This is a genomic window from Microbacterium gorillae, assembly GCF_050990725.1.
GTDB classification, from domain to species: Bacteria; Actinomycetota; Actinomycetes; order Actinomycetales; family Microbacteriaceae; genus Microbacterium; species Microbacterium gorillae_A.
In genome coordinates this window covers 4,348,508-4,370,831 of record NZ_CP158844.1, presented here as the reverse complement: position 1 = coordinate 4,370,831, position 22,324 = coordinate 4,348,508, and the positions used below count along the sequence as shown (strand labels likewise).

The following is a 22,324-nucleotide window of genomic DNA, read 5'->3' as shown; positions in this document are numbered from 1 at the left end:
CTGTGGCGGACATCGCGGCGTGCGTCTCGGTGGCGATGCGAGTTATCCACATATCATCGATGTTCGAATATGTGTTCTAGTGCTGTTGGAATAATGGTGCCATGAACATAGAACATAACGTCTCGGTGAAAGACCCGCCGTGTGAGACCGCCTCTGATCCCGCAGGCCCAACTTCGCATGACCGTGGCGCAGCGAGTCAGTCGCCCGGGCTGACTCCGCGCGGTGGTTCGTCGCCCGACGGTCCGAATGTCGAGGTGGTGCGGGCGTATGTGGATGCGATCGTGGCGGTGACGCGGTCGCGGGCGGCGACGGATGCGTTGGAGGCGGCGCTGCTCGCGGATCTGGTCGAGCTCTCGGGTGCGACGTTGGGGCGGTCGTCGGAGTCCGATCTGGGGTTGCGGTCGCTTGCTGCGGAGGTGGGGGCGGCGGTTCGTGTGAGTGATCGGACGGTTCAGCGGTGGATGTCGGATGCGTATCAGTTGGTGCATGACTTCCCGGCGGTGCATGCTGCGTTGTCGCAGGGTGATATCAGTTCCCGGCATGTTCGCGAGATCTTGGAGCATGGCGTCCCGATCGAGCCGGGTCCTGCGCGTGAGGAGTATGTGGGGCGTGCGTTGCCGCTTGCTCGGGTGCAGTCTGCGAATCGGTTGAGGGGGATGCTGGCGCGGGTGGCGGAAGAGGTTCGGGACGTGGGCATCACGGAACGTCATCGTGAGGCGCGCCGTGCCCGGGCGGTGTGGGTGACGGATGACCTGGATGGCATGTCGACCCTGCACGCGTATCTGCCGTCCGTGCTCGCGCACGGGGTGAAGGATCGGTTGGATCAGATGGCGCACGCCCTGCGTGATGCGGACAACGCCAAGGCCGCCGCGGGCACGGGCCCCGGTACGAACGGGAGTCGTGGCGCGGGCGCGGGTGTGGGTGCGGGTGTGGGTGAGTTCCGTGATTCGCGGACGGTGGATCAGATGCGCGCCGATATCTTCGCCGACCTGTTGCTGACGAACACTCCCCACAGCGTGGACACGGCGATCGGCTCCATCCACGCGACCGTCGCGGTCACGATCCCGGTGCTCACCCTGATCGGAACCGGAGACGATGGTGCCGAGCTGGACGGTGCGGTCCCGATCGATGCGGACACCGCCCGCCTCCTCACGGGAGGTATGCCGGGGTGGGATCGGATCCTCACCCACCCGATCACCGGTGCTGTGCTCGCCACGGACAGGTATCGGCCGACGGCGGAGATGAAACGCTTCCTCACTCACCGGGATCAGCACTGTCGACACCCCGGGTGCCGTGTCCCGATCCGGTATACCGATATCGACCACAATGAGGGATGGGCTGAGGGTGGGAAGACGGACGTCGGGAATCTTGCCCCGCTGTGTCGCCGGCATCACACGTTGAAGACCAGCGCGGGTTGGAAGATCACCCCACACCCTGCCGGGGTTGTGGAGTACATCACCCCGGCCGGATACCACTACATCGAAGACCCCGAACCCCGCACCGTCACCTTCACCATCCCCACCGAATCCGGCGGCGGTGGCAGCCACCGCAACAGCGATCCGGGCACCTCCAGCGACGGGGAACCACCATGGTGAGCGGCCATGGTGAACCGCCATGGTGATCTCCGGGCGGCGAAGTGTTGCGGTTACGTGCCGCGGTGAAGCGGTGTGGTTACGTGCCGCGGTGAAGCGGTGTGGTTACGTGCCGCGGTGAAGTGGGCGGTGCCACGTCACCGACATCACGATGATGCTCGCCGCCGATTGCACGAGGTCCCCCGCCGACGACGATGGTGGCCCGCCGACGACGATGGTGGCTCACAATCACTCCTGCTGCCGACTCGTTGCCAGGACGTGCCAACCCATTCCCTCCTGATAGCCTGATCGGCTCGGCAGGCGCCGGGCGGAAGGACGCACATGAACGAGCAGTTCGACGCCAACCGCGCCAACTGGGACGATCGCGCTGTGTTGCACGCCGCGCGTGACGGCAGCGGGTACGCGGTGGACCGCTATGTCGAGGATCGCGAACTGCTGAGCGATGTCGTACGGTTCGACATCCCGCTGCTGCCGGACGTCGACGGGCTGCGTGGCGTGCATCTGCAGTGTCACATCGGCACCGACACGCTCTCGCTCGCGCGCCGCGGTGCGCGAATGACCGGACTCGACTTCTCTGGTGAGGCGATAGCCGCCGCCCGACTGCTCGTGGCTGAAACCGGCGACGACGTCCGCTACGTCGAGGGCAACGTGTACGACGCCGCCACGGTCCTCGACGGTGAGACCTTCGACTTCGTGTTCACCGGCATCGGGGCGCTGGGATGGCTTCCCGATGTGCGCGGCTGGGCGCGTGTGGTGGCCTCAGTACTCAAGCCCGGCGGATTCCTCTTCATCCGGGAGGGGCATCCGGTGCTGTTCACCGTGGACGAGAGGCGCGCCGACGACGTGCACCTGCACTACTCGTATTGGGAGCACGACGAGCCCCTCGTCTTCGACGACGACAGCACCTATGTCGACGTCACCGCGCCGATCGAACATGCCCGCACCTACGAGTGGAACCACGGGCTGGGCGAGATCGTGACGGCTCTCATCGATGCGGGACTGCGCATCGACCTGCTGGTCGAGCACGACAGTGTGCCGTGGGAGGCGCTCCCGGGCCAAATGGTCGAGCGCGACAACGGCGAATTCGCGCTTGCCGACCGTCCGGAGCGGATGCCACTCAGCTACACCCTGCGCGCGACACGGGTGTGACGATCCGCTAAGTGCCTCCTGCGGGTCAGACCTCGCGCCCCGCAATGTGCACCGAGACGGGGCTGATGCGAGCGTCGCCGGATCGCCACGTGAAGCGCAGGATGTCCGCGCGTGCACCGACGCGCCAGGGGTCATCACCGTCGAGCAGCCGTGCAGGAGCGGTAGCGGCCAGTTCCACCCCGGTCGCGAGCGAGCCGGTGAGGCGTGCGATCGTGGCGACGCCCACGTCGAGCGTCTGGATCGAGCCGGCGAGGAATCCGGTCGCCCGATGACGCAGCGCGCCGTCCGCGGCGATCTCGACGCCGCCGCCCACCGTGGACACACCACCGTCTCGGAGGGCGGCGGGTGTGGCGACGGCATCGCTCACCAGGAATGCGCCGTGGTCGCCGTCCGGACCCGGACGCTTCGCCGCGAGCATGGTGCGCAACGTGGCGTCGGGAAGATGATGTCCGTCGGCGATGAGTCCGGCCGCCAGGCGAGGCTCGGCCAGTTGGCTCCAGAGGTAGTTGGGGTGGCGCGGCAGCACGGCATGCGCGCCATTGCCGAGATGCGTGGAGAGCGATGCACCCGCCTCGACCACTGCGCGGATCTGATCGTCGTCGGCGTGCGTATGACCCACGGCCACTCGCACACCGTGCGCAGCCAGGAAGCGGGTCGCCTCCACAGCACTCTCGTGGTGGGGCGACAGCGTGACGATGCGGATCAAGCCGGGGGCAGCCTGCAGCCACCCCTCCAGCTCGGCGATCGCCGGTGGCCGGATGTGTTCGAGAGGATGGACCCCGCGCGGTCCGTCTTCGGGGGAGAGACTCGGACCCTCCATATGGATGCCTGCCACCATCGCGGCGACGAGCGGGTGGTCCATCGCTGCCACCACCGCGCGGATTCGCGCCAGCATGTCGGCAGGGGACGCGGTGATGATCGTCGGCAGGAAGCGCGTCACGCCCACCGCGGCGAGACTCTCCGCCATCGTGATGATGTGCGCCGGATTCGGATCGGACGCATTCACGTCACCCTCACCGTGACCGTTGACCTGCAGGTCGACCAGCCCGGGAGCGATCCACGGAGCATCCGGCGTCGCCTCCCACGCGGCGAAAGCGGCGATGCGATCGTCGGTCACCACCACCTCAATGCCTGCGCCAGTCCGAGGATCGCGACCGCGGAGAACCTGGGAGCTCATCCCGCCACCGGAAGCAGCGCCGCGGCGTCCGCATCGACGTGGACCTCGCAGCGGGGATGGCGGCGCAGGACGGTGCAGGGCCACGCCGGATCCACCGGCTCCTCCATTAGCGCGCGAACAGCTTCGGCCTTCCGACGATCGGGAACGGCGCACACGAGATGCGCACCGGCGAGGAGCGCGGGAATGGTCAGCGTGAGCGCGTGGGTCGGCACATCGCTCAGGGTATCGAAGCACTCGTCGTCCACCTGCTGGATGCGGCTGGCCTCGTCAAGACGCACCGACCGCACGGCCGCCGGGTCGTCGAAACGAGCTTCCGGCGGGTCGTTGAAGGCGATGTGACCGTTGACCCCGATGCCGAGACAGACCAGATCGATGGGTCCCTCAGCGAGGAGGGCACTGTAACGCTCGACGGCTTCCGCCACGCCCAGCTCCGGTCGCAGTGGCAGGAAGCGGGCATCGCCCACGGCGTCCACGAGATGGGTGCGCAGCCACACGCTGAAACGCTGCGGCGCCTCCGGGTCCAGCGCCACGTACTCGTCCATGTGCAGAATCGTCACCGCACTCCAGTCGATCCCGGGCTCCGCGACAAGGGCGCGATAGACATCGAGCTGGCTGGGCGCGGCGGCGGCGATCATGCGGGCGGACCCGCGTTCGGCGATGGCGGCGCGGAGGGTCGCCGCGGCGGAAGCAGCGGCGGCTGCACCCATGGTGATGCGATCCGGATGGGTGTGCAGGGCAAACGAGGGCGTGCTCATGTCGAGCAAGATTAATGCAACCGCTTGCAAAGTCAACCACTCGCCGCGCATGCCGGGTGTCGACCGCGGATGTCGGAGGGGGATATCGCGCTCCGCCTGTCGGCATGCGGGCTTAGTGTGTGTGACGTGGCAGCGAACAGGAAGACCGCATCGGCGGCGGTGACAATCGGCGACCTCGCGCGAGTGGCGGGTGTGTCTCGATCCACCGTCTCTCGCGCCTTCAGCCGCCCCGAACTTCTCAACCCTGAGACGGTGCGGCGTGTGCGGGCTGCCGCCGATCAACTGGGCTACGTCGTCAATCACGCCGCACGGGCGCTGTCCACGGGTCGATTCGGCAACATCGCCGTGGTGGTACCGGATATCGCCAACCCGTTCTTCCCGCCGCTCGTGCGGCGGGTGCAGACTCTCGCGGATGCCGCCGGCTACGCCGTGTTCCTCGGGGATTCGGACGAGATCGCCGATCGTGAGGCGAATCTCACCTCGCGTCTCAGCGCTCAGGTCGAAGGGTTCGTGCTGGGGGCGCCGCGCTTGGACGAGCAGCGGATCCGCGAGCTCGACGCGTCGCGCCCCGTTGTGCTCGTGAATCGCGATATCGACGGTCTGGCGCGCGTTCTCATCGACCCCAGCGGTGGCCTTGACGAAGCTGTCGTTCACCTCAGCCGCTTGGGCCACGAGCGGGTCGTGTATCTCTCCGGCCCGCGTGAGTCCTGGTCCGATCAGCAGCGCCGGGCTGCGCTCAAGCGGGCTGCGGAACGCGCTGATCTCGAGGTTGTCATCCAGGAGCTCGGGCGGCCGAGCTCGGCCGGCGGACGTGACGCCGTCGGTGGCGTGCTTGACTCCGGCGCGACCGCCGTGATCGCCTTCGACGACGTGGTGGCGCAGGGCGTCATGGCGGGGCTGTCGTTGCGCGGCGTAGACGTCCCCCGCGACATCAGCGTGATCGGCTGCGACGACACACTCGCATCCGGGACCAACCCGGCGTTGACGACGATCTCTGCCGCGTCAGCCGCCGCGGGCGAAGCGGCGGCGGAACTGCTGTTGGGTGTGCTCTCCAGCGGTGAGCGATCGCAGGAGCGGGTGACCATCGCGACTCACCTGGTGGTGCGATCGACGACCGAGGCGGCGCGACGCTCTGACGGTTGACAATGCAACCGGTCGCATGGTTTGCTGTCGCCCATGCTTCAGATCGCGATCATCGGCGCGGCCCATGCGCACGTCGACTACGTCCTCGACGAGCTCGGTCGTGATGATCGCGATGACTTCCGGCTGATCGGAGTTCAGGATCGCGACCGCTCGATAGCCCAGCAGCATGCCGACCGCTTCGGGGTGCTGGCCTGCGATCGCCCGGAACAGCTGTTGGACGAGGGCGTGGATCTCGCTGTCGTCGCCGGTGTGTACGGCGATCGCGGTTCCGATGTGGTCCGGGCTTTGGAGGCGGGTGCACACGTCCTGGTCGATAAGCCGCTGTGCACCACGCTGGCCCAGTTGGACGCGATCGAAGAGGCCGCGGCGCGCACCGGCCGAACTGTGAGCCTGCTCTTGGAGAAGCGAGGCTATCCCGAGACCCGAGCGGCGCTCGCGGCCGTCCGGGCTGGTGCACTTGGCGAGGTGGTGGGCGTGACCTCTTCCGGACCGCACAAGCTCAACGCCTCGTCCCGGCCCGACTGGTTCTTCAGTACCGCGGAGTACGGCGGCATCATCGGCGATCTCGCCGTGCACGATCTGGATGCCGCGCTGCTGTTCGCACCTGCCGATGCGGGCACGGTAGCGGGCGCGACGGCTGCTCCTCTGAAGGGCCACCCCGATTTCGCGCGATACGGCGCAGCCACGCTGGTGACCGCCACCGCTGTGATCACGAGCGAGGTCAGCTGGCTCACACCGCAGGCTTCTGATATCCACGGTGATTATCGGATGCGGCTGGTCGGCACATCCGGCACGGCGGAGATCTTCTGGGCCCGCGGGCGCGTCGAGCTGACGACGGCGGACGAGCCGTTGCGTGAGCTCGAGCTGCCTGCCCCGCGCCGTCCGGCGGAGGACGCGCTCGACGCGTTCCGCGACGGCCGTGTGCCCGAGGTCGACACGGACGCCTCCGTCACCGCCACACGACTGGCCCTTCTTGCTCAGGCATCCGCGAGCCAGGGTGGTGCGCCACTGTCGTGGACCCGTGCCAGAGATCATTCAGCCACGCGACAGGAGAGATCATGACTGAACCGCTGCGTATCGCCATCGTCGGGGCGGGGGTGATCGGTGCTGTGCACGCACGGCTGGTGTCGGCACTCGCGCCCGGTGCCGAGCTGGTGGCTGTCGTCGATCTCGACGAGTCACGGGGGCAGGCTCTCGCCGCCGAATACGACGTCGCCTACCACCGCTCCGCGCCCGAGGCGTATCGCGCCGAAAGCGTCGATCTTGCTGCGGTGTGCCTGCCCAGCGCGTACCACGCCGATGCCGTGGTTGAGGCCCTGGAGAACGGTGTGCACGTGATCGTGGAGAAGCCGATCGACATCACTCTCGCCGCGGCCGATCGCATCCGCGCCGCCGAGCGTCAGCACGGTCGCGTCGTCTCGGTGATCAGCCAGCGTCGTTTCCAACCTGTCGCGTCTTTCATCCGTCGGTCCATCGACGAGGGCGCACTCGGTCGAGTGACCTCGGGTGTCGTGGAATCTGCCTTCTTCCGGCCGCAGGCCTACTACGAGTCCGGCGACTGGCGCGGAACCGCCGCGATCGACGGTGGGGGCGCGCTGATGAATCAGGGCATCCACGCGCTGGATCTGCTGCTGTGGATGCTGGGCACCCCGACCTCCGTGAGCGCCCGCACCGGCCGGCTGGCACATGACGGCATCGAAGTGGAGGACGTGGCGGGTGCCGTGATCGAGTTCGAGAGTGGCGCGATCGGCCTGCTGCTCGCCAGCACCGCCGCATATCCGGGACTCCCGGTTCGTCTTGCGGTGCACGGCTCGGCGGGAACGGCGGTGATGGAGAACGACGCACTCTCGTTCTTCGCCTCGGCCACCGTGTCCGCGCCCGCGGCTGAGTCGCTGGTGGAGTCCGACGTGCCTCCGGGGTGGAGTGACGTGGACGTGGCGCACCGTCGTCAATACGAGAACGTCATCGACGCGATCGCATCCGGTGGGTCACCGGCGATCGGCACCGATGACGGCCGGCTCGCTCTCCAGGTCGTGCTGGCCGTTTATGAATCGGCGCGCACCGGTCAGCCGGTGGATCTGCGCCAGGCAGCGAAGAGTGGAGCATCAAGGTGAAGCACGTCGCCATCGTCGGCATCGAGAACAGCCATGCCGAGGAGATCATCCGTTACCTGAATGCCCCGGATCGTTCCGGAGTGGGCGCGCGCGTCATCGCGCTGGTCGCCGGGGAGTCCGAGCGCACCCATGAACTGGCCGCGCTGGGCGGCGTCGAGCGAATCGTCACTGACGCGACGGAGCTCATGGGTGAGATCGACGCCCTCATCGTCACCTCACGCGACGGTGCGCTACACCGCTCCCTGGCCGTGCCATTTCTTGAAGCGGGCACGCCGGTCTGGGTCGACAAGCCGCTGGCGGCGAGCGTGGCCGATGCGAGGGAGACCGTCGCGGCTGCCCGTCGTGGGGGTGCCCTCCTGACCTCATCGTCGGCGTTGCGCTGGGTGTCGGACACGGACGCCGTTGTGGCCGGGTCGAGCTCGACGGGAGAGCTGCAGACGCTCACTGTGACGGGACCCGCCGATGCCAGCAGCGAGTACAGCGGCATCTTCTTCTATGGGATCCACATCACGGATGTCGCACAGCGCCTCGTGCCCGGCGCCCCCGAGGAGATAGACGTTCAACCGCTGCGCAACGGACTCGTCGCCCGCTATCGAGTGGACGGCATCCTGGTGACGCTGGAGTTCGTGCGCCCGGAGGGGGATGCGCGAGTTCCGTTCCGCGCCACCGTGGTGGGTCGTCACGGTGTGGTGAGCCGCGACATCGTGCTGGGTCATGACTACGTCCAGCCCGGAGTCGACGCGTTCGTTCGCATGCTCGAGACGGGTGTGGAGCCGATCCCCGAGGAGCAGATGATCGCACCGATCGTCGTCTTGGAGGCTGTCTCGAGGTTCGCGACCGTACGCTCCTGAAGCGTGCAACGCGATGCAGCACCGGCCATAGCCGTCCCGGCGCGCTGCGACGACACGCCCGGGCGATTCCGCTAGATGAGCGACGTCTCATCGTTCATGAATATGTATCTCTTGTAATGCAACCGATTGCACGATAGCGTGAGGATCGGCCAACCACCCGTCCGTCGGGCTCCGCGGAGCCAGTCAAGGAAGACCCTGGAGGAACGAGAATGGCAAGACGCACTCTGATTGCGGCGGCCGCGCTGGCTGCCGCACTGACCGTCACTGGTTGCAGTTCCGGTGGTGACGGTGCCGGCGGCACCGGCGAATCGGAAACCGGAGACCTGCGCGTGTGGTTGATGCAGGACTCGGTCTCGGAAGATGCCGTCGCGTGGCTGGAGAAGGAATTCGCGACGCAGAACCCCGGCTCCACCCTCACCGTCGAGATGCAGCCCTGGGACGACATCGTGTCCCGGCTGCAGACCTCGCTCGCCAGCAAGTCGGAGACCCCCGACATCGTCGAGATCGGAAACACGAAGACCGCGACCTTCGCCAACGTCGGCGCGCTCGCCGACATCTCCGACCTCTACGACGAGGTGGGCGGCGACGACCTGATCCCTTCCTTCGTCGAGGCCGCAACGCTGGACGGCAAGACGTACGCGTACCCGCTCTACGCCGGCACGAGCGTGGTGTTCTATCGCACTGACCTTCTCGAGAAGGCGGGTATCGCGGCCCCGAAGACATTGGACGACCTCGTCGCCGCGGCCGCCAAGGTCCAGGCGGCGAACCCCGACGGCACTCCGGACTTCAAGGGCATCTACTTCCCGGTCGTGGATGTGCACGGGCTGGAGGGCTGGCTCTTCTCGCACGGTGCGAACTACGCGCAGAAGGAGGGCGACGCCTGGGTCAGCGGACTGGACACCCCTGAGGCGAAGGCGGCGCTCACGCAGATGCAGACGATGTGGCAGAACTCGGCGCTGGGCGCCCTGGACGCCAAGGAGACGGCGGGCAACCCTTGGGTGCCGTACAACAACGGCGAAGTCGCCATGTTCTCCTACCGGGTCTTCGCGCAGAAGAGCATCTCCCCGGAGCTGGCAGACGTCACCGGTGTCATGGCGCTGCCTCCGGTCGAGGCCGGCGGTGAGAGCCACCAGTTCCTCGGCGGCTCGAACGTGGCGATCGCGGCGAACTCGTCGAAGAAGGCTCTTGCCGAGAAGGCGATGAAACTGATCCTCAGCGAGGACTTCATGAGCCAACTCGCCTCCGATTCCGGCTGGGTCCCCGGCAACACGAAGTACGCGTCCGCGATCCCAGACGGCATCGTCGACGCGGACTTGCAGCGCCAGATCGCCGAGACCAGCCAGCTCACGCCGCCGGCGCCGAACTGGGCGATCGTCGAGGGGAACAACATCCCCGTCGACCTCTATTCGGCGATCGCCAAGGGCGAGGACATCGACAGCGTGGTCAAGCGCATCGGCGCGAAGATCGAAGAGACCCTCAACGCCGGTTGATCATGTCCACACCCGTGATCGACATCGCACCCGCTGCAGAAGCAGCACCGGTGCAGCCCGCTCCCCGCCCGCGCACGCGGCGCGTGCGGGGAGCGCTCTTCCCCTACCTCCTGATCGCGCCGCTGCTGGCCGCCGTGCTGATCGCGCTCGGGTGGCCGCTGCTGCAGCAGTTCGTGATGTCGCTGCAGAAGTTCGGCCTCGCCCAGCAGTTCGGAGCCGAGCCCGAGTGGGTGGGGCTGGCGAACTACGCCCGCATCCTCACGGATCCGAACATGTGGATCGTGTTCGGTCGGTCGGTGCTGTTCTGCGCCGTCTGCGCTTCGCTGTCGATGATCGTGGGCATGCTGATCGCCCTGCTGCTGACGAAGGTGAGCAGGTGGGCCCGCATCGCCCTGCAGGTCACTCTGCTGCTCGTGTGGGCGACGCCCGCGCTGGTGACCATGGTGATCTGGCAGTGGCTGTTCGATGCCCGATACGGGCTGGTGAACTGGATCCTCGCCCGCATCGGCTTCCCGGACATGGCGGGATTCCCCTGGACGTCCACGCCGATGGGCGTGCTGACCGTGGCGGCGATCACCGTGATCTGGGGAAGCCTGCCGCTCATCGTGTTCATGATCCACTCGGCGCTGACCCAGGTCCCCGATGAGGTGCTCGAGGCCGCGGAACTGGACGGCGCCGGACCCTGGACGCGGTTCCGCAACGTCACGCTGCCACTCATCACACCCGCGGTCATGATCGTGGGACTGCTGCAGATCGTGTGGGATCTGCGCGTGTTCACGCAGATCTACGTGCTGCAGCAGGCGGGCGTCTCGATCGAGGAGACCAACCTCCTCGGCACCTACATCTACCGGATCGGCATCGGTCAGGGTGAGTACGGGGATGCGTCGGCACTGGCCACCATCGTGCTCCTGCTCACGCTGCTGCTCACCTGGAAGTACATCGCGAAGATGTTCGCGCAGCAGAAGGAGGCCGCGGAATGAGTGCGTCGACGATGACCCGTACCACCGACATCCCCGCCGTCGCCCCGCCCGGGGTGCGCCGTACCATCGGCAGCCGCGACTCCGCACGGCGTCGGGCGTGGAACGCGGTCGCGGTGGTTGCCGCCGTCTTCCTCGTGTTCCCGATCTACTGGATGGTGAACACGGCGTTCTCCGACAACGACGACCTGTTCTCCCGCACCCCGCGGTTCTTCCCATTCCCGCTGAGCATCGACAGCTTCGCCGGCATCCTCGCAGATCGCAGCTTCTGGTCGGCACTCGGCATGAGCGCCGGCGTGACCGCCGTGGTCGTCGTCGTGGCAGTGCTGTTCGGATTCTTCGCCGCCATCGCCGTGAGCCGGTTCCGTTTCCGGGGCGGCGGCTTCATCATCATGCTGGTACTGATCGTGCAGATGATCCCGACGGAGGCGCTGTTCATCTCCCAGTTCCGGATGCTGGACGGCTGGAGTCTGCTCAACACCGTCGGCGGTCTGTCGCTGCTGTACATCGGCGCGGTCGTCCCGTTCACCGTGTGGCTGCTGCGCGGGTTCATCCACGGCATCCCGGTCGAACTGGAGGAGGCGGCGATGGTGGACGGATGCAGCCGGTTCGGCGCGTTCACCCGGGTGACGCTTCCTCTCCTCGGCCCCGGAATCGTGACCGCATCTGTGTTCTCGTTCCTCCAGGCATGGAACGAGTACACCCTCGCGCTCGTGGTGATGACGAAGCCCGGCAACGCGACGCTGCCGCTGTGGCTGCAGACGTTCAGCAGTGAGCTGTCGGCGACCGACTGGGCAGGCATCATGGCCGGCGCGACGCTGATCTCCGTGCCCGTGGTGATTCTGTTCCTCTTCGTACAGGGCCGGCTCGGGGCCGGGATGATGGCCGGCGCCGTCAAGGGCTGACGTGCGTCGTGAGTGATCGAGCCTCGCATCGGCGGGGCGGAAGGAGAAGGACATGAGACGTACACGCTGGTTGTCCGCGCTCGCGGCGGCGGTGCTCCTGATCGGCGGTGGTGGTGCGTTCGGCACGGCCGCGCCCGCGCAGGCCGTCGAGACCGAGCTGTTGATCACGACACCCACCGATGGTGACTCTGTCGCCGGATCCACGCTGACGGTCTCGGGGACCTTCGCGAACACTTCGGAGCTCACCCTCGTGGTGGGAGCGCAGGAACTGATTCCCATTCCGGTCGTCGGCACCGTCGGTACGTGGAGCGTTGATGTGGATCTCACCGAGGTCGACGGACGGCTGGATCTCGCGGTGCGTGCACGCGATCTGACGACCCTCTACACGACGTGGTCGAACTTCATCGCCGTCGACGTCCACAACCCCGCTGCGGCGAAACCGACGGTCACCATCACCTCGCCCGCCGAGGGTGCCGTCTCGGGGTCGACGCTGAACGTCGCGCTCGATGTCAGGGGGAACCGCCGCATCACTACCGTTGAGGTTCGAGTGAACGGGGGCGACTGGCAGAGCGCGGATCGGCGCGGGCGGTATCGCTATGTGACGGACTTCCCCCTCGCCGGCAGCGGATTCGCCAGCATCGAAGCACGGGTCGTGGACTCCGCTGGACTCACTGGTGAGTCGGCGACCACGTACGTGTCCTTCGGGGGCGCGACGGCGCAGGCCCCGGTGCGCTACCACCAGGACCGGGCCATGTGGATCTGGGAGCGCGCCTCATATGAGGCCGTTTTCGACACGGCCGCACGGGACCGACTCGGCGCTGTCATGGACGATACGACCACCTTCGGGTCGGACCCCATTCGCACGATCTACCTCGGCGTCGATCGGTACGGCACCACCGACATGCTTCGCGACTCGCGCGATGAAGTGGCTGCCTTCGTCACCTGGGCGCGGAGCCGCGGTTACCACGTCCAGGCCACGGTCGCGGGAGGAACGAGGCCGCCGTACCTCGGAGCGCTCGAGCAGTTCGAGCACTTCGCCGTCGATGAGTTCGAGAAGGTCCTCGACTACAACCTGTCCGTCCCCGAGGCGGCGCGTTTCGACGGAATCAACGTGGATATCGAGCCGTACAGCCTCACCGAATGGAAAGAGCCGGGAAACACACTGCCGCAGCGCTGGCTCGAGGTGCTCGACACTCTCATCGCCCGCCGCGATGCGTCGGGACTGCCCGTCCTCGTCGGACCGGCGATCCCGCGCTGGCTGGATACGTCCGCCTGCTGTACGTCCGTCACATGGAACGGGCAGACCAAACCGCTGAGCGATCACATTCAGGACCTGACCGACTACGTGTCGATCATGGACTACCGTGACTCGGCCGATGGTGGCGCGGGAATCATCGCGCAGGCGCAGCACGAGATCGACTATGCGAACCAGATCGGAAAACCCGACTCGGTCGTGATCGGCATCGAGACGAAGGACCTCGCTGGAACGGGAGACCCGGAGACGGTGACCTTCTGGGAGGAGGGACGTACGTATCTGGAGGGCGAGCTCGACAAGACCTACGCGGCTTTCGCCGGAGAGGCTTCATTCGGTGGCATCGCCATGCACCACTACGACGATCTGCTGATGCTGCCTTCGGCCTGGGACGACCAGCCACCGGTCTACTATCCCGTTCCTGGCGCCGGCCCCGGCGGTCCTGCGTTGCCGTGACGGCGAGGCGGGCGGCCTACTCTGCGTCGCCCGCCTCGATCTCCACCGTGTAGGCGGTGAGGTCGATGCTCAGAGAGCTCGCGGTCCCGTCGAGCAGCAACTCGTCGCCGACCGCGGGCTCGAGATCCGTGTCGTCGCGACGGATCGGCTCGGAGGGCAGTCCTGCCCACTCGGCGGGCTCCTCCGGCTTCTGCGTGAACATTCCCATGCACCCAGTCTGCGCCCTCGCGAGGCGTGTTCAGCCCTTCATCGCGACGCCGCGGCGCCAGTAGCCCATGAACGCCACCTGCGTGCGGTCGATGCCCACGTCCTTCACCAGGTGACGGCGCAGGGTGGTGACCACACCGCTCTCGCCCGCGATCCAGAAGTAGCGATCCGCGTGCGGTGCCGCCGCGTCGAGTTCCTCACCCAGGCCGGAGAAGGTGGGCGTCTCCCACACCGTGCTCTCGGTTTCGACGTCCTGCACCTCGACGGCGGGAGCGGCGCCGAGATGCTCCAACACCGTGGGCAGCAACAGCGTCCCGTGCGGGGCGTCGCCGCGGGGTAGCCACCGCACCTCCACGCCCGCGGGAGCGGCGATCGGCAGGGCGTCGGCGGCCTCGGGCACCTCGATGAACGCGATGCCCTGGAGGTCCGCCGGGGCGTCCTCCAAGACGCGCGCGATAGCCGGAGCCGCAGTTTCGTCGCCGGCCAGCAGGACGGAGGTCGCGTCGCCGGGCGCGTACTCGATGCCGCCCCAGTCGTACCCGCGACGCGGGCCCGCGATGATCAGCTCATCGCCCGCCGACGCCTGGTTCGCCCACGACGACGCGGGTCCGGTGAGGCCGGGCGCGAGGTGCAGCACGAAGTCCACGTCCATCTCCGTGCCGGCCTCCGTCACCCGCAGATCGCGGATCGAGTAGGTGCGCATCGAACCGCGCTCAGCCTCGTCGATGGCCAGCCACCCCTGGTACCAGCCGTCACGTCCGTCGAACTGCGGAAGCACACCCGACGCGGGCGGGAAGATGAGCTTGATGCGCAGGTCGAAGACGGCGCCCGGAGTGGCGAAGTCATCCAGGGCGTCGCCGCCGAAGGTCACGCGGACGAAGTTCGGCGACACGCGCTGGACCCTGCGCACCTCGGCGCGGATCACGACGAACGGCGTCGCCTCGGTGGTGGTCTCAACGGACATGGTGCCTCCCGATGGGCGTGACCATCGGCTTGCCCGAGACGGGGTCGATGGTGATCTGATTGGGCAGCCCGAACACGTCCTCGACGAGTTCGGAGGTGAGGATGTCGGCGGGTGCACCGGCGGCGTGGACACGACCGTTGCGGATCGCGACCAGCTCATCCGAGTAGCGCGCCGCGAGATTCAGGTCGTGCAACACCATCACGATGGTGGTGCCGCGATCGACGGACAGATCGGTCAGCAGGTCCAGCACCTCCACCTGGTGCGCCACGTCGAGGTAGGTGGTCGGCTCGTCCAACAGGAGGATGTCGGTCTCCTGCGCCAGCGCCATCGCGATCCACACGCGCTGACGCTGGCCGCCCGAGAGCTCGTCCACCGACCGATCCGCGAGATCCGTGGTGCGCGTCGCCTCCAGGGCATCCGCCACCACGTCGTAGTCGTGCGCGCTCCATCGAGCGAGGGCGCGCTGGTGCGGGTGTCTTCCGCGACCGACCAGATCTGCCACCGCGATTCCCTCCGGCGCTGTGGGACTCTGCGGCAGCAGGCCCAGCACCTGCGCCACCTCACGGGTGGAGCGCGTGTGCAGCGCCGCACCGTCGAGCACCACCTGACCGCTGACGGGAGAGAGAAGTCGGGACAGCGCACGCAGCAGCGTGGACTTCCCGCAGCCGTTGGCGCCGACGATGGACGTCACACGTCCCGGGGCGATCTGCAGGTCCAGCCTGTCGACGATCGTGCGGCTGCCGTACGAGAGCGTCAGCGCGTCGGCGGACAGGGAGTGAGCGACGGTCATAGCGAGCCTCCGGCGCGATTGGTGCGGATGAGCAGCAGGATCAGATACGGCGCACCGAGCACGCCGGTCACCACGCCCACGGGGTAGCGGGTGCCGAAGGCGAACTGGCCGATCAGGTCGGCGACGATCACGAGGACCGCGCCCACGAGCGCGCTGGGCAGCAGCGGCGAACCACCGGTGGGCACCAGGCGAGCGGCGATGGGCCCCGCCATGAACGCGACGAACGCCACCGGCCCGACAGCGGCGGTCGCGAAGGCCAGCAGCGCCACCGCACCGAGAATCAGCACGATGCGCGTCGGCTGCACGCGCACGCCGAGTCCGGCCGCCGAGTCGTCACCGAGCTGCAGGATGCGCAGCGAGCGACCGGTCGCCAGCATCATCGGCGCCAGCACGATCCAGGCGACCAGGAGCGGGACGACGCGCTCCCACGAGGCGCCGTTGAGGCTCCCGGTGAGCCACTGCATCGCGGTCTGGATGTCCCACGATGCGGCGCGGGACAGCACGAACGAGACCACGGCGTTCAGCATGGCTGCCAAGCCGATCCCGATGAGGATGAGGCGGGTGCCGGAGAAGCCGCCGCGGTGGGAAAGGAAGTAGATGGCCAGTGCCGTCAGCAGCGCACCGCCGAGGGCGAACAGCGAGACACCGGTGTCGCTGAGGCCCAGCACCACGATCGCGATCACGGCTGCCGCGCTCGCACCCGACGAGATGCCGATGATGTCGGGAGACGCGAGCGGGTTGCGCAGCATCGTCTGGAATGTCGCGCCGGCCAGGCCGAAGGCGGTTCCGGCCAGCACGGCGGTGAGGGTGCGGGGCAGTCGCAGCTCGCCGACGGTGAAGGAGGCGCCAGGCACGGTCTCGCCGAGGATCACGCGAATGACCTGTACCGGGGAGTAGAAGGTCTGCCCGATCATCAGGCTCGTGGCCACGGCGGCGAACAGCGCCAGCGCCAGGGCAGCGATCGCCAGGGCGCGGCGACGGTTGCGGGATCGTCGGCCCGCGATGACGGCGGCGCGAGCCGTCGCCGCAGACGAGGTGCGTGGAGAAGTCTGGATAGCCGTCACAGTTCACGCACCTTCTGGCGACGCACGATCCAGATGAAGAACGGCGCGCCGATCACGGCGGTGACCACACCCACCTGGATCTCGTCGGGACGCGCGATGACCCGACCCAGGACGTCACCCGCGAGAAGCAGGCAGGCACCGGCGAGACCGGCGAACGGGACGAGCCAGCGATGATCCGTACCCACGAGCATGCGGCAGACGTGCGGGACGACCAGACCGACGAACGCGATCGGGCCGGCGATGGCTGTTGCGGCACCCGCGAGGATCACGGCCCCGACGGTCGTCATGAGTCGCGTGCGGGCGACGTGGACACCCAGCCCGGTGGCCAGATCGTCTCCCAGGGCGAGTGAGTTCATGCCGCGGGAGCTCGCCACGCAGATCAGAGCGCCGATGACGAGGACCGGGGTCAGGATCGCGATGCGATGCCACGTCGCGCCGCCCACGCCGCCGATCTGCCAGGACTGCACGGACTGCAGGATGTCGACGCGCGGCAACAGGATCGCGCTCACCAGCGAGGTGAGGGCGGCGGTGGTCGCGGCTCCGGCGAGGGCCAGCTTGAGCGGGGTGGCCCCGCCGCGACCGAGGGAGCCCACCGTGTAGACGAAGGCTGCGGCGAGAGCCGCGCCGATGACGGCCAGCACGATGGAGACGGTCGGATCGGTCACTCCGGCGAACGCGATGCCGCACACGACGGCGAGGGCCGCGCCGCTCGTGACGCCGAGGATTCCGGGATCCGCGACCGGGTTCCGGGTCACGGCCTGCATGCCGGTGCCAGAGATGGCGAGGGCCGCGCCCACCAGGATCGCGAGCACCGTTCGCGGCATGCGCTTCACGACGGCGGCCTGCGCGAGGGTGTCCGACTGACCCGACAGTGCTCCGATGATGTCGTTCAGCGTGACGTCGGCCGCACCGAAGGCCACCGACGACGCGCACAGCAACACCAGCAGCACAGCGCCGCCGCCGAGAGCAAGCAGACGCACCCGCATCGGTCGCCGGAGCACGGTGGCGACCGATGCGGGTGGGGTCAGCGTGGAGGTCACGAGCGGGTGGTTACTTCTTCAGTGCGCCCGCGAGCAGCGTGAAGTAGTCGTCGATGCCCCACGGAATGGACAGCGGCGACGGGTTCGCGGACGCGGCGAGCGGGGTGTCGCTCTCCAGTACGGCGACAGCGCCCGCGGCGACCGCGGGGATCTTGCCGATGAGCGGATCGGCCTGCAGCTGTGCCACGAAGTCGGATCCGGCGGCGCCGTACGTCACGAAGAGGTCGACGTCGTCGAACTTCTGCGCCTGCTCCGAGCTGACGGTGAGGTAGAACTGGTCGCTGTCCGCGGTCTCCTCCACGATGGCGGGCACCGGAAGGCCGAGGTCGTGGAGGAAGCCGGGACGAGTGTCGGCCTTCGTGTAGTAGCCGACCTGGCTCATGTCGGCAGCGTCGATGTAGCTGAAGAGCACCTTCTTGTCGCGGAGCTCGGCGTGCGCGTCGAGCGCTGTCTCCACCTGCTGCTCGAGATCGGCGATGAGCGCGTCACCCTCGGTGGCCAGGCCGAGCGCCTTCGCGTCGAGACGGATCATGTCCTGATACGAGGTGCCCCACGCCACCTCGGGGTAGGCCACCACCGGCGCGATCTTCGACAGGGTGTCGTAGTCCTCCTGCGTCAGACCCGAGTACGCGGCCAGAATCACGTCAGGCTGCGTGTCGGCCACGGCCTCGAAGTCGATGCCGTCGGTCTCATCCCACAGCACGGGGGTCTCGGCGCCGAGCTCGGTGAGCTTGTCCTCCACCCAGGGCAGCACGCCGTCCTTGTCGTCGTCGCCCCACGTGACCTTCGCCATGCCGACCGGAACCACGCCGAGCGCCAGCGGCACCTCGGCGTTGCCCCACGCGACCGTTGCCACGCGCTCGGGCTTCTTCTCGATCGTCGTGGTGCCGTAGACGTGCTCGATGGTGACGGGGAACGTGTCGGCGCTCGCGGTGTCGGCGGTCGACGAGTCGTCGGAGGGCGTCGCGGCGGACGTGGAGCAGGCCGCGAGACTCGCGGTGAGCAGCGCTGCGGTGGCGGTGAGGCCGAGTAGACGTGACAGGCGCACGATGAATCCTTCGCAGTGTGAGGGAGATGCCTTCATATGATGTAGGTGAGGCTTGCCTAAATTAGCACGGCAAGTCCGTTCGTGCGAGGCGGGAGTGGCCAGCGTGCGACATACTGGGGCGACAGGAATCACGCGGCTCGGAGGTGCTCATGACCCTGCCGTTCGAGGGCGAGGCCGGTCATCCCGTGCCACGGACCACGACTGATTCCGGCGTGATCCTGGGGATCATCGCGCTGGTGCTCAGCGTGGTGATAGCCCCCGTCGGGTTCGTGATGGGGATCGTCGGCACGGTGATGTCGAAGCGGCGCGGCACGAGCAACATTCCTGCCGTGCTGGCCATCGTGATCGGCGCCCTGGTCACGCTGCTGTGGATCGCCCTGATCCTCTTCCTCGTCTTCGTGGTCGCGATTCCCCTGCTCACCGCCTGCGCGGAATACGGTCCCGGCGTGCACACCCTGGAGAACGGCTCCACCCTGTCCTGCTCCTGAGCGGCGGCGATCGATCACCCGGTGCCACTCATCCCGCCGGCGCTCGCTGAGGTCAGCGAGCGAAGTCGTCGATGGCGCGGGTGGTCAGGTCCATCTCGATCGCGCCACCGTGACCCTCGGACTCGACGATCTGTAGCCGGCTGCCCGGCCAGGCGCGGTGCAGCAGCCAGGGTGTGATCGCCGGACCGCTGACGTCGTGGCGGCCGTGAATCAGGACACCGGGTATGCCGCTGAGCTCGTGCGCCCGAGAGAGGATCTCGAACGGCAGGAAGCAGTCGTGTGCCCAGTAGTGGGTGACGAGTGTCGCGAAGTTCTGACGTTGGCGCGCGTCGACGTGCAGCGGACCGGGCTGCCACGCCGGGTCGAGCGAGATGTGCGTGCTCTCCCAGTCGTCCCATCGATCCGCCGCGGCAGCCCGCACCGCAGGGTCGGGTGAGCGGAGGAGGGCTGCGTAGTGTTCGACGACCCGCCGCCCCGCCGGTGTCCCGCTCGCGAAGGCGTCCCACGCCTCGGGGAAGACCATGCCGACGCCCTCCGTGATCCAGTCGATCTCCGCTCGCCTCCCGGTCGTCACCGCGGTGAGAACAAGCTCCGTCACCCGGTCAGGGTGGGCGAGGGCGTAGGCGAGCGCGAGTGTCGACCCCCACGAGACGCCGTGCAGGAGCCACGCGTCGATCCCGAGGTGCGCGCGGACCGCCTCGATGTCTTCGATGAGAACGGGAGTGGTGTTTCGTTCCAGCGCGTCAAGGTCGTCGATCGCCCACGGCGTGCTCTGCCCGCACCCCCGCTGATCGATTCCGACGATCAGATAGAGGTCCGGGTCGAATCGACGACGGTAGCCGCCGAGGCCAAGACCGCCGCCCGGACCGCCGTGCAGATAGAGGGCTGGGCGACCGTGCGGGTTCCCCGAGGTCTCCCAGTACAGTTGCGCCCCGTCGGGACGCTCGATCCTGCCCGACGCGAACGGTGCCACCGAAGGATGCATCCCCGAAGCCTACGCATCCGCGAGCCGTACCTCGACGACCCGCATTTCGCGACACGCCCGGGGATCACGTAGCCTGGAAGGCTCGGTACACGGGCAGAAGGGTTTCCCGTGGGTTACATCGATATCAATGCCGTCTCGCTCACGCTGCCGGACGGACGTCCGCTGCTGGACGAGGTCACCTTCCGCGTGGGCGAAGGGACCACCACCGCCCTCATCGGTGAGAACGGTGCGGGCAAGTCGACGCTGCTGCGCATCATCCGCGGTGAGCAGAAGCCCGATTCGGGCGCCGTCACGATGGCGGGCGGGCTGGGGGTGATGGACCAGTTCATCGGACACACGCGCGACGCCGACCCGGCGAACCCGCCGACGGTGCACACGCTCCTCGTCGACGTCGCGCCGACCACGATCCGCGGCACCGCGCGAGCGCTGGCTGCTGCGGAGCTCGCGCTCATCGAGAACGACACCACCGACACCCAGATGCGCTACGCGACGGCGATCGCAGAGTATGCCGATGCCGGCGGCTACGAGTACGAGACCGTCTGGGATCGCGTCACGATGGCCGCGATGGGCCTGCCTTTCGAGCGCGCCCAGTACCGCGAGCTGTCGACGCTCTCCGGTGGCGAGCAGAAGCGTCTCGCTCTCGAGGCGCTGCTGGCCGGTCCCGACGAGGTGCTCCTGCTCGACGAACCGGACAACTATCTCGATGTACCCGGGAAGCGCTGGCTGGAGGAACAGCTGCGCGAGACGCGTAAGACCGTCCTGCTGGTGTCCCACGACCGTGAGCTCCTGGCCCGCGCAGCGGATCGGATCGCCACCCTCGAGGTGAGTCCGTCCGGCGCTTCCGTGTGGGTGCACGGCGGGTCGTTCGCGACCTATCACGCGGCTCGTGAGGCGCGGATGGATCGGCTCGACGAACTGCGCAGGCGCTGGGACGAGCAGCACGAAAAGCTCAAGAAGCTCGTCGCCACGCTGAAGGTCCAGGCCGCGAACAACGCCGATATGGCCTCCCGCTATCACGCGACGCAGACACGCCTTGCGCGATTCCTGGATGCCGGGCCACCGCAGGAGCGACCCCGCGATCAGAACCTCGACATGCGCCTGCGCGGTGCGCGGACCGGGAAGCGCTCGGTGATCGCGTCGAACCTGGAACTCACGGGGCTCATGAAGGCGTTCGACACCGAGATCTGGTTCGGCGATCGCGTGGGCGTGCTCGGCTCCAACGGATCCGGCAAGAGCCACTTCCTGCGACTGCTGGCTCGCGGTGGAACCGATCCCGACGGCACGCTCGGCCACCTCACCACGGCGGGACAGAGAGCGGCTCCCGTCGACCACACCGGGCGGGCGATCCTCGGCGCTCGCGTGGTGCCCGGGTGGTTCGCGCAGACCCACGCTCATCCGGAGTGGACGGGGCGCACGCTGCTGGAGATCCTGCATCGCGGCGAGGACGATCGCGACGGGATGCCGCGCGAGGCGGCAAGTGCGGCGCTGGATCGCTACGGGCTCGTGCTGCAGGCCGAGCAGCACTTCGATCGGCTCTCCGGCGGCCAACAGGCGCGATTCCAGATCCTGCTGCTCGAACTGAGCGGCGCCACTCTGTTGCTGCTGGACGAGCCGACGGACAACCTTGATCTGGTCTCGGCCGAAGAGCTGGAAGACGCGCTCCGCCGCTTCGACGGCACCGTTCTCGCCGTGACGCACGACCGCTGGTTCGCTCGAGGCTTCGACCGGTTCCTCGTCTTCGGTTCGGATGGGTCGGTGTACGAGACCGAGACGCCGGTGTGGGATGAGGCGCGCGTGGTTCGCGCTCGCTGACCCCGAGGCGTACAACGGGCTCCTCCCGAGGGGGAGGAGCCAGTTGTGCGCGACGACGCCGAACC

At 67.8% G+C, this 22,324-nt stretch carries 21 protein-coding genes; 12 read left to right on the top strand and 9 right to left on the bottom strand.

The window, feature by feature from the left end:
* The first annotated feature begins 101 nt into the window (after positions 1 to 101).
* On the top strand, positions 102 to 1,595 hold the full coding sequence (locus ABTV68_RS20085; RefSeq protein WP_433675433.1) for a DUF222 domain-containing protein: 1,494 nt from the start codon (positions 102 to 104) through the stop codon (positions 1,593 to 1,595).
* Between the two features lie 318 nt (positions 1,596 to 1,913).
* On the top strand, positions 1,914 to 2,741 hold the full coding sequence (locus tag ABTV68_RS20080; protein ID WP_433675432.1) for a class I SAM-dependent methyltransferase: 828 nt from the start codon (positions 1,914 to 1,916) through the stop codon (positions 2,739 to 2,741).
* Positions 2,742 to 2,766: 25 nt separating this feature from the next.
* Here ABTV68_RS20080 and ABTV68_RS20075 read toward each other — a convergent pair whose 3' ends face one another.
* Complete coding sequence (locus tag ABTV68_RS20075) at positions 2,767 to 3,918, bottom strand: N-acetylglucosamine-6-phosphate deacetylase (protein ID WP_433675431.1); 1,152 nt, start codon at positions 3,916 to 3,918, stop codon at positions 2,767 to 2,769.
* A complete protein-coding gene (locus ABTV68_RS20070; RefSeq protein ID WP_433675430.1) occupies positions 3,915 to 4,724 on the bottom strand; it encodes a 6-phosphogluconolactonase in 810 nt (269 codons plus the stop codon). The genes ABTV68_RS20075 and ABTV68_RS20070 overlap by 4 nt, the downstream gene beginning before the upstream one ends.
* Before the next feature lie 75 nt (positions 4,725 to 4,799).
* Between ABTV68_RS20070 and ABTV68_RS20065 the strand changes: the two genes are divergently transcribed.
* The 8 genes from ABTV68_RS20065 (at position 4,800) to ABTV68_RS20030 (ending at position 13,861) form a co-directional block, all read left to right on the top strand.
* Complete coding sequence (locus tag ABTV68_RS20065; RefSeq protein WP_433675429.1) at positions 4,800 to 5,816, top strand: LacI family DNA-binding transcriptional regulator; 1,017 nt, start codon at positions 4,800 to 4,802, stop codon at positions 5,814 to 5,816.
* 33 nt (positions 5,817 to 5,849) lie between these two features.
* The gene (locus tag ABTV68_RS20060) at positions 5,850 to 6,878 is read left to right on the top strand and encodes a Gfo/Idh/MocA family protein (RefSeq protein WP_433675428.1); all 1,029 of its coding nucleotides are present in this window, start codon (positions 5,850 to 5,852) and stop codon (positions 6,876 to 6,878) included.
* Positions 6,875 to 7,930: a Gfo/Idh/MocA family protein gene (locus ABTV68_RS20055; protein ID WP_433675427.1), complete on the top strand. Its 1,056-nt coding sequence runs from the start codon at positions 6,875 to 6,877 to the stop codon at positions 7,928 to 7,930. The genes ABTV68_RS20060 and ABTV68_RS20055 overlap by 4 nt, the downstream gene beginning before the upstream one ends.
* Positions 7,927 to 8,781 carry a Gfo/Idh/MocA family protein gene (locus ABTV68_RS20050; RefSeq protein WP_433675426.1) on the top strand — a complete coding sequence of 285 codons (855 nt, stop codon included), beginning with the start codon at positions 7,927 to 7,929 and terminating at the stop codon, positions 8,779 to 8,781. Before ABTV68_RS20055 ends, ABTV68_RS20050 begins: the two co-directional genes overlap by 4 nt.
* Before the next feature lie 209 nt (positions 8,782 to 8,990).
* Entirely contained in the window at positions 8,991 to 10,271 is a 1,281-nt protein-coding gene (locus tag ABTV68_RS20045; RefSeq protein ID WP_433675425.1) for an extracellular solute-binding protein, read from the top strand.
* Positions 10,272 to 10,273: 2 nt separating this feature from the next.
* Positions 10,274 to 11,251 (top strand): carbohydrate ABC transporter permease, encoded by a 978-nt coding sequence (locus ABTV68_RS20040; protein ID WP_433675424.1) that lies wholly within the window; start codon positions 10,274 to 10,276, stop codon positions 11,249 to 11,251.
* The gene (locus ABTV68_RS20035; protein WP_433675423.1) at positions 11,248 to 12,153 is read left to right on the top strand and encodes a carbohydrate ABC transporter permease; all 906 of its coding nucleotides are present in this window, start codon (positions 11,248 to 11,250) and stop codon (positions 12,151 to 12,153) included. Before ABTV68_RS20040 ends, ABTV68_RS20035 begins: the two co-directional genes overlap by 4 nt.
* A 52-nt stretch (positions 12,154 to 12,205) precedes the next feature.
* On the top strand, positions 12,206 to 13,861 hold the full coding sequence (locus ABTV68_RS20030) for an Ig-like domain-containing protein (RefSeq protein WP_433675422.1): 1,656 nt from the start codon (positions 12,206 to 12,208) through the stop codon (positions 13,859 to 13,861).
* A 16-nt stretch (positions 13,862 to 13,877) separates the two neighbouring features.
* Here ABTV68_RS20030 and ABTV68_RS20025 read toward each other — a convergent pair whose 3' ends face one another.
* The 6 genes from ABTV68_RS20025 to ABTV68_RS20000 are packed head-to-tail and all read right to left on the bottom strand — an operon-like array spanning position 13,878 to position 18,974.
* Positions 13,878 to 14,069 carry a hypothetical protein gene (locus ABTV68_RS20025; RefSeq protein WP_433675421.1) on the bottom strand — a complete coding sequence of 64 codons (192 nt, stop codon included), beginning with the start codon at positions 14,067 to 14,069 and terminating at the stop codon, positions 13,878 to 13,880.
* 30 nt (positions 14,070 to 14,099) lie between these two features.
* Positions 14,100 to 15,032 (bottom strand): siderophore-interacting protein, encoded by a 933-nt coding sequence (locus tag ABTV68_RS20020; RefSeq protein WP_433675420.1) that lies wholly within the window; start codon positions 15,030 to 15,032, stop codon positions 14,100 to 14,102.
* Positions 15,022 to 15,822 (bottom strand): ABC transporter ATP-binding protein, encoded by an 801-nt coding sequence (locus ABTV68_RS20015; protein WP_433675419.1) that lies wholly within the window; start codon positions 15,820 to 15,822, stop codon positions 15,022 to 15,024. Before ABTV68_RS20015 ends, ABTV68_RS20020 begins: the two co-directional genes overlap by 11 nt.
* Complete coding sequence (locus tag ABTV68_RS20010; RefSeq protein ID WP_433675418.1) at positions 15,819 to 16,886, bottom strand: FecCD family ABC transporter permease; 1,068 nt, start codon at positions 16,884 to 16,886, stop codon at positions 15,819 to 15,821. Before ABTV68_RS20010 ends, ABTV68_RS20015 begins: the two co-directional genes overlap by 4 nt.
* Complete coding sequence (locus ABTV68_RS20005; RefSeq protein ID WP_433675417.1) at positions 16,883 to 17,926, bottom strand: FecCD family ABC transporter permease; 1,044 nt, start codon at positions 17,924 to 17,926, stop codon at positions 16,883 to 16,885. Before ABTV68_RS20005 ends, ABTV68_RS20010 begins: the two co-directional genes overlap by 4 nt.
* A 10-nt stretch (positions 17,927 to 17,936) precedes the next feature.
* Positions 17,937 to 18,974 (bottom strand): iron-siderophore ABC transporter substrate-binding protein, encoded by a 1,038-nt coding sequence (locus ABTV68_RS20000; RefSeq protein WP_433675416.1) that lies wholly within the window; start codon positions 18,972 to 18,974, stop codon positions 17,937 to 17,939.
* A 149-nt stretch (positions 18,975 to 19,123) separates the two neighbouring features.
* Between ABTV68_RS20000 and ABTV68_RS19995 the strand changes: the two genes are divergently transcribed.
* Positions 19,124 to 19,462, top strand: a complete 339-nt coding sequence (locus tag ABTV68_RS19995) for a hypothetical protein (RefSeq protein WP_433675415.1) — start codon at positions 19,124 to 19,126, stop codon at positions 19,460 to 19,462.
* 52 nt (positions 19,463 to 19,514) lie between these two features.
* Here the strand turns inward: ABTV68_RS19995 and pip are convergent, their stop codons facing one another.
* Positions 19,515 to 20,447, bottom strand: a complete 933-nt coding sequence (gene pip, locus ABTV68_RS19990) for a prolyl aminopeptidase (protein ID WP_433675414.1) — start codon at positions 20,445 to 20,447, stop codon at positions 19,515 to 19,517.
* 108 nt (positions 20,448 to 20,555) lie between these two features.
* Between pip and ABTV68_RS19985 the strand changes: the two genes are divergently transcribed.
* The gene (locus tag ABTV68_RS19985) at positions 20,556 to 22,259 is read left to right on the top strand and encodes an ABC-F family ATP-binding cassette domain-containing protein (RefSeq protein ID WP_433675413.1); all 1,704 of its coding nucleotides are present in this window, start codon (positions 20,556 to 20,558) and stop codon (positions 22,257 to 22,259) included.
* The last annotated feature ends 65 nt before the right edge of the window (positions 22,260 to 22,324 follow it).

Coding starts and splice junctions, on each gene's coding strand:
- ABTV68_RS20030 (WP_433675422.1), top strand. CDS start 12,206: ATGAGACGTACACGCTGGTTGTCCGCGCTCGCGGCGGCGGTGCTCCTG.
- ABTV68_RS20060 (WP_433675428.1), top strand. CDS start 5,850: ATGCTTCAGATCGCGATCATCGGCGCGGCCCATGCGCACGTCGACTAC.
- ABTV68_RS20040 (WP_433675424.1), top strand. CDS start 10,274: ATGTCCACACCCGTGATCGACATCGCACCCGCTGCAGAAGCAGCACCG.
- ABTV68_RS20055 (WP_433675427.1), top strand. CDS start 6,875: ATGACTGAACCGCTGCGTATCGCCATCGTCGGGGCGGGGGTGATCGGT.
- ABTV68_RS20035 (WP_433675423.1), top strand. CDS start 11,248: ATGAGTGCGTCGACGATGACCCGTACCACCGACATCCCCGCCGTCGCC.
- ABTV68_RS20075 (WP_433675431.1), bottom strand. CDS start 3,918: ATGAGCTCCCAGGTTCTCCGCGGTCGCGATCCTCGGACTGGCGCAGGC.
- ABTV68_RS19995 (WP_433675415.1), top strand. CDS start 19,124: ATGACCCTGCCGTTCGAGGGCGAGGCCGGTCATCCCGTGCCACGGACC.
- ABTV68_RS20020 (WP_433675420.1), bottom strand. CDS start 15,032: ATGTCCGTTGAGACCACCACCGAGGCGACGCCGTTCGTCGTGATCCGC.
- ABTV68_RS20015 (WP_433675419.1), bottom strand. CDS start 15,822: ATGACCGTCGCTCACTCCCTGTCCGCCGACGCGCTGACGCTCTCGTAC.
- ABTV68_RS20085 (WP_433675433.1), top strand. CDS start 102: ATGAACATAGAACATAACGTCTCGGTGAAAGACCCGCCGTGTGAGACC.
- ABTV68_RS20045 (WP_433675425.1), top strand. CDS start 8,991: ATGGCAAGACGCACTCTGATTGCGGCGGCCGCGCTGGCTGCCGCACTG.
- ABTV68_RS20070 (WP_433675430.1), bottom strand. CDS start 4,724: ATGCGCGGCGAGTGGTTGACTTTGCAAGCGGTTGCATTAATCTTGCTC.
- ABTV68_RS20080 (WP_433675432.1), top strand. CDS start 1,914: ATGAACGAGCAGTTCGACGCCAACCGCGCCAACTGGGACGATCGCGCT.
- pip (WP_433675414.1), bottom strand. CDS start 20,447: ATGCATCCTTCGGTGGCACCGTTCGCGTCGGGCAGGATCGAGCGTCCC.
- ABTV68_RS20025 (WP_433675421.1), bottom strand. CDS start 14,069: ATGGGAATGTTCACGCAGAAGCCGGAGGAGCCCGCCGAGTGGGCAGGA.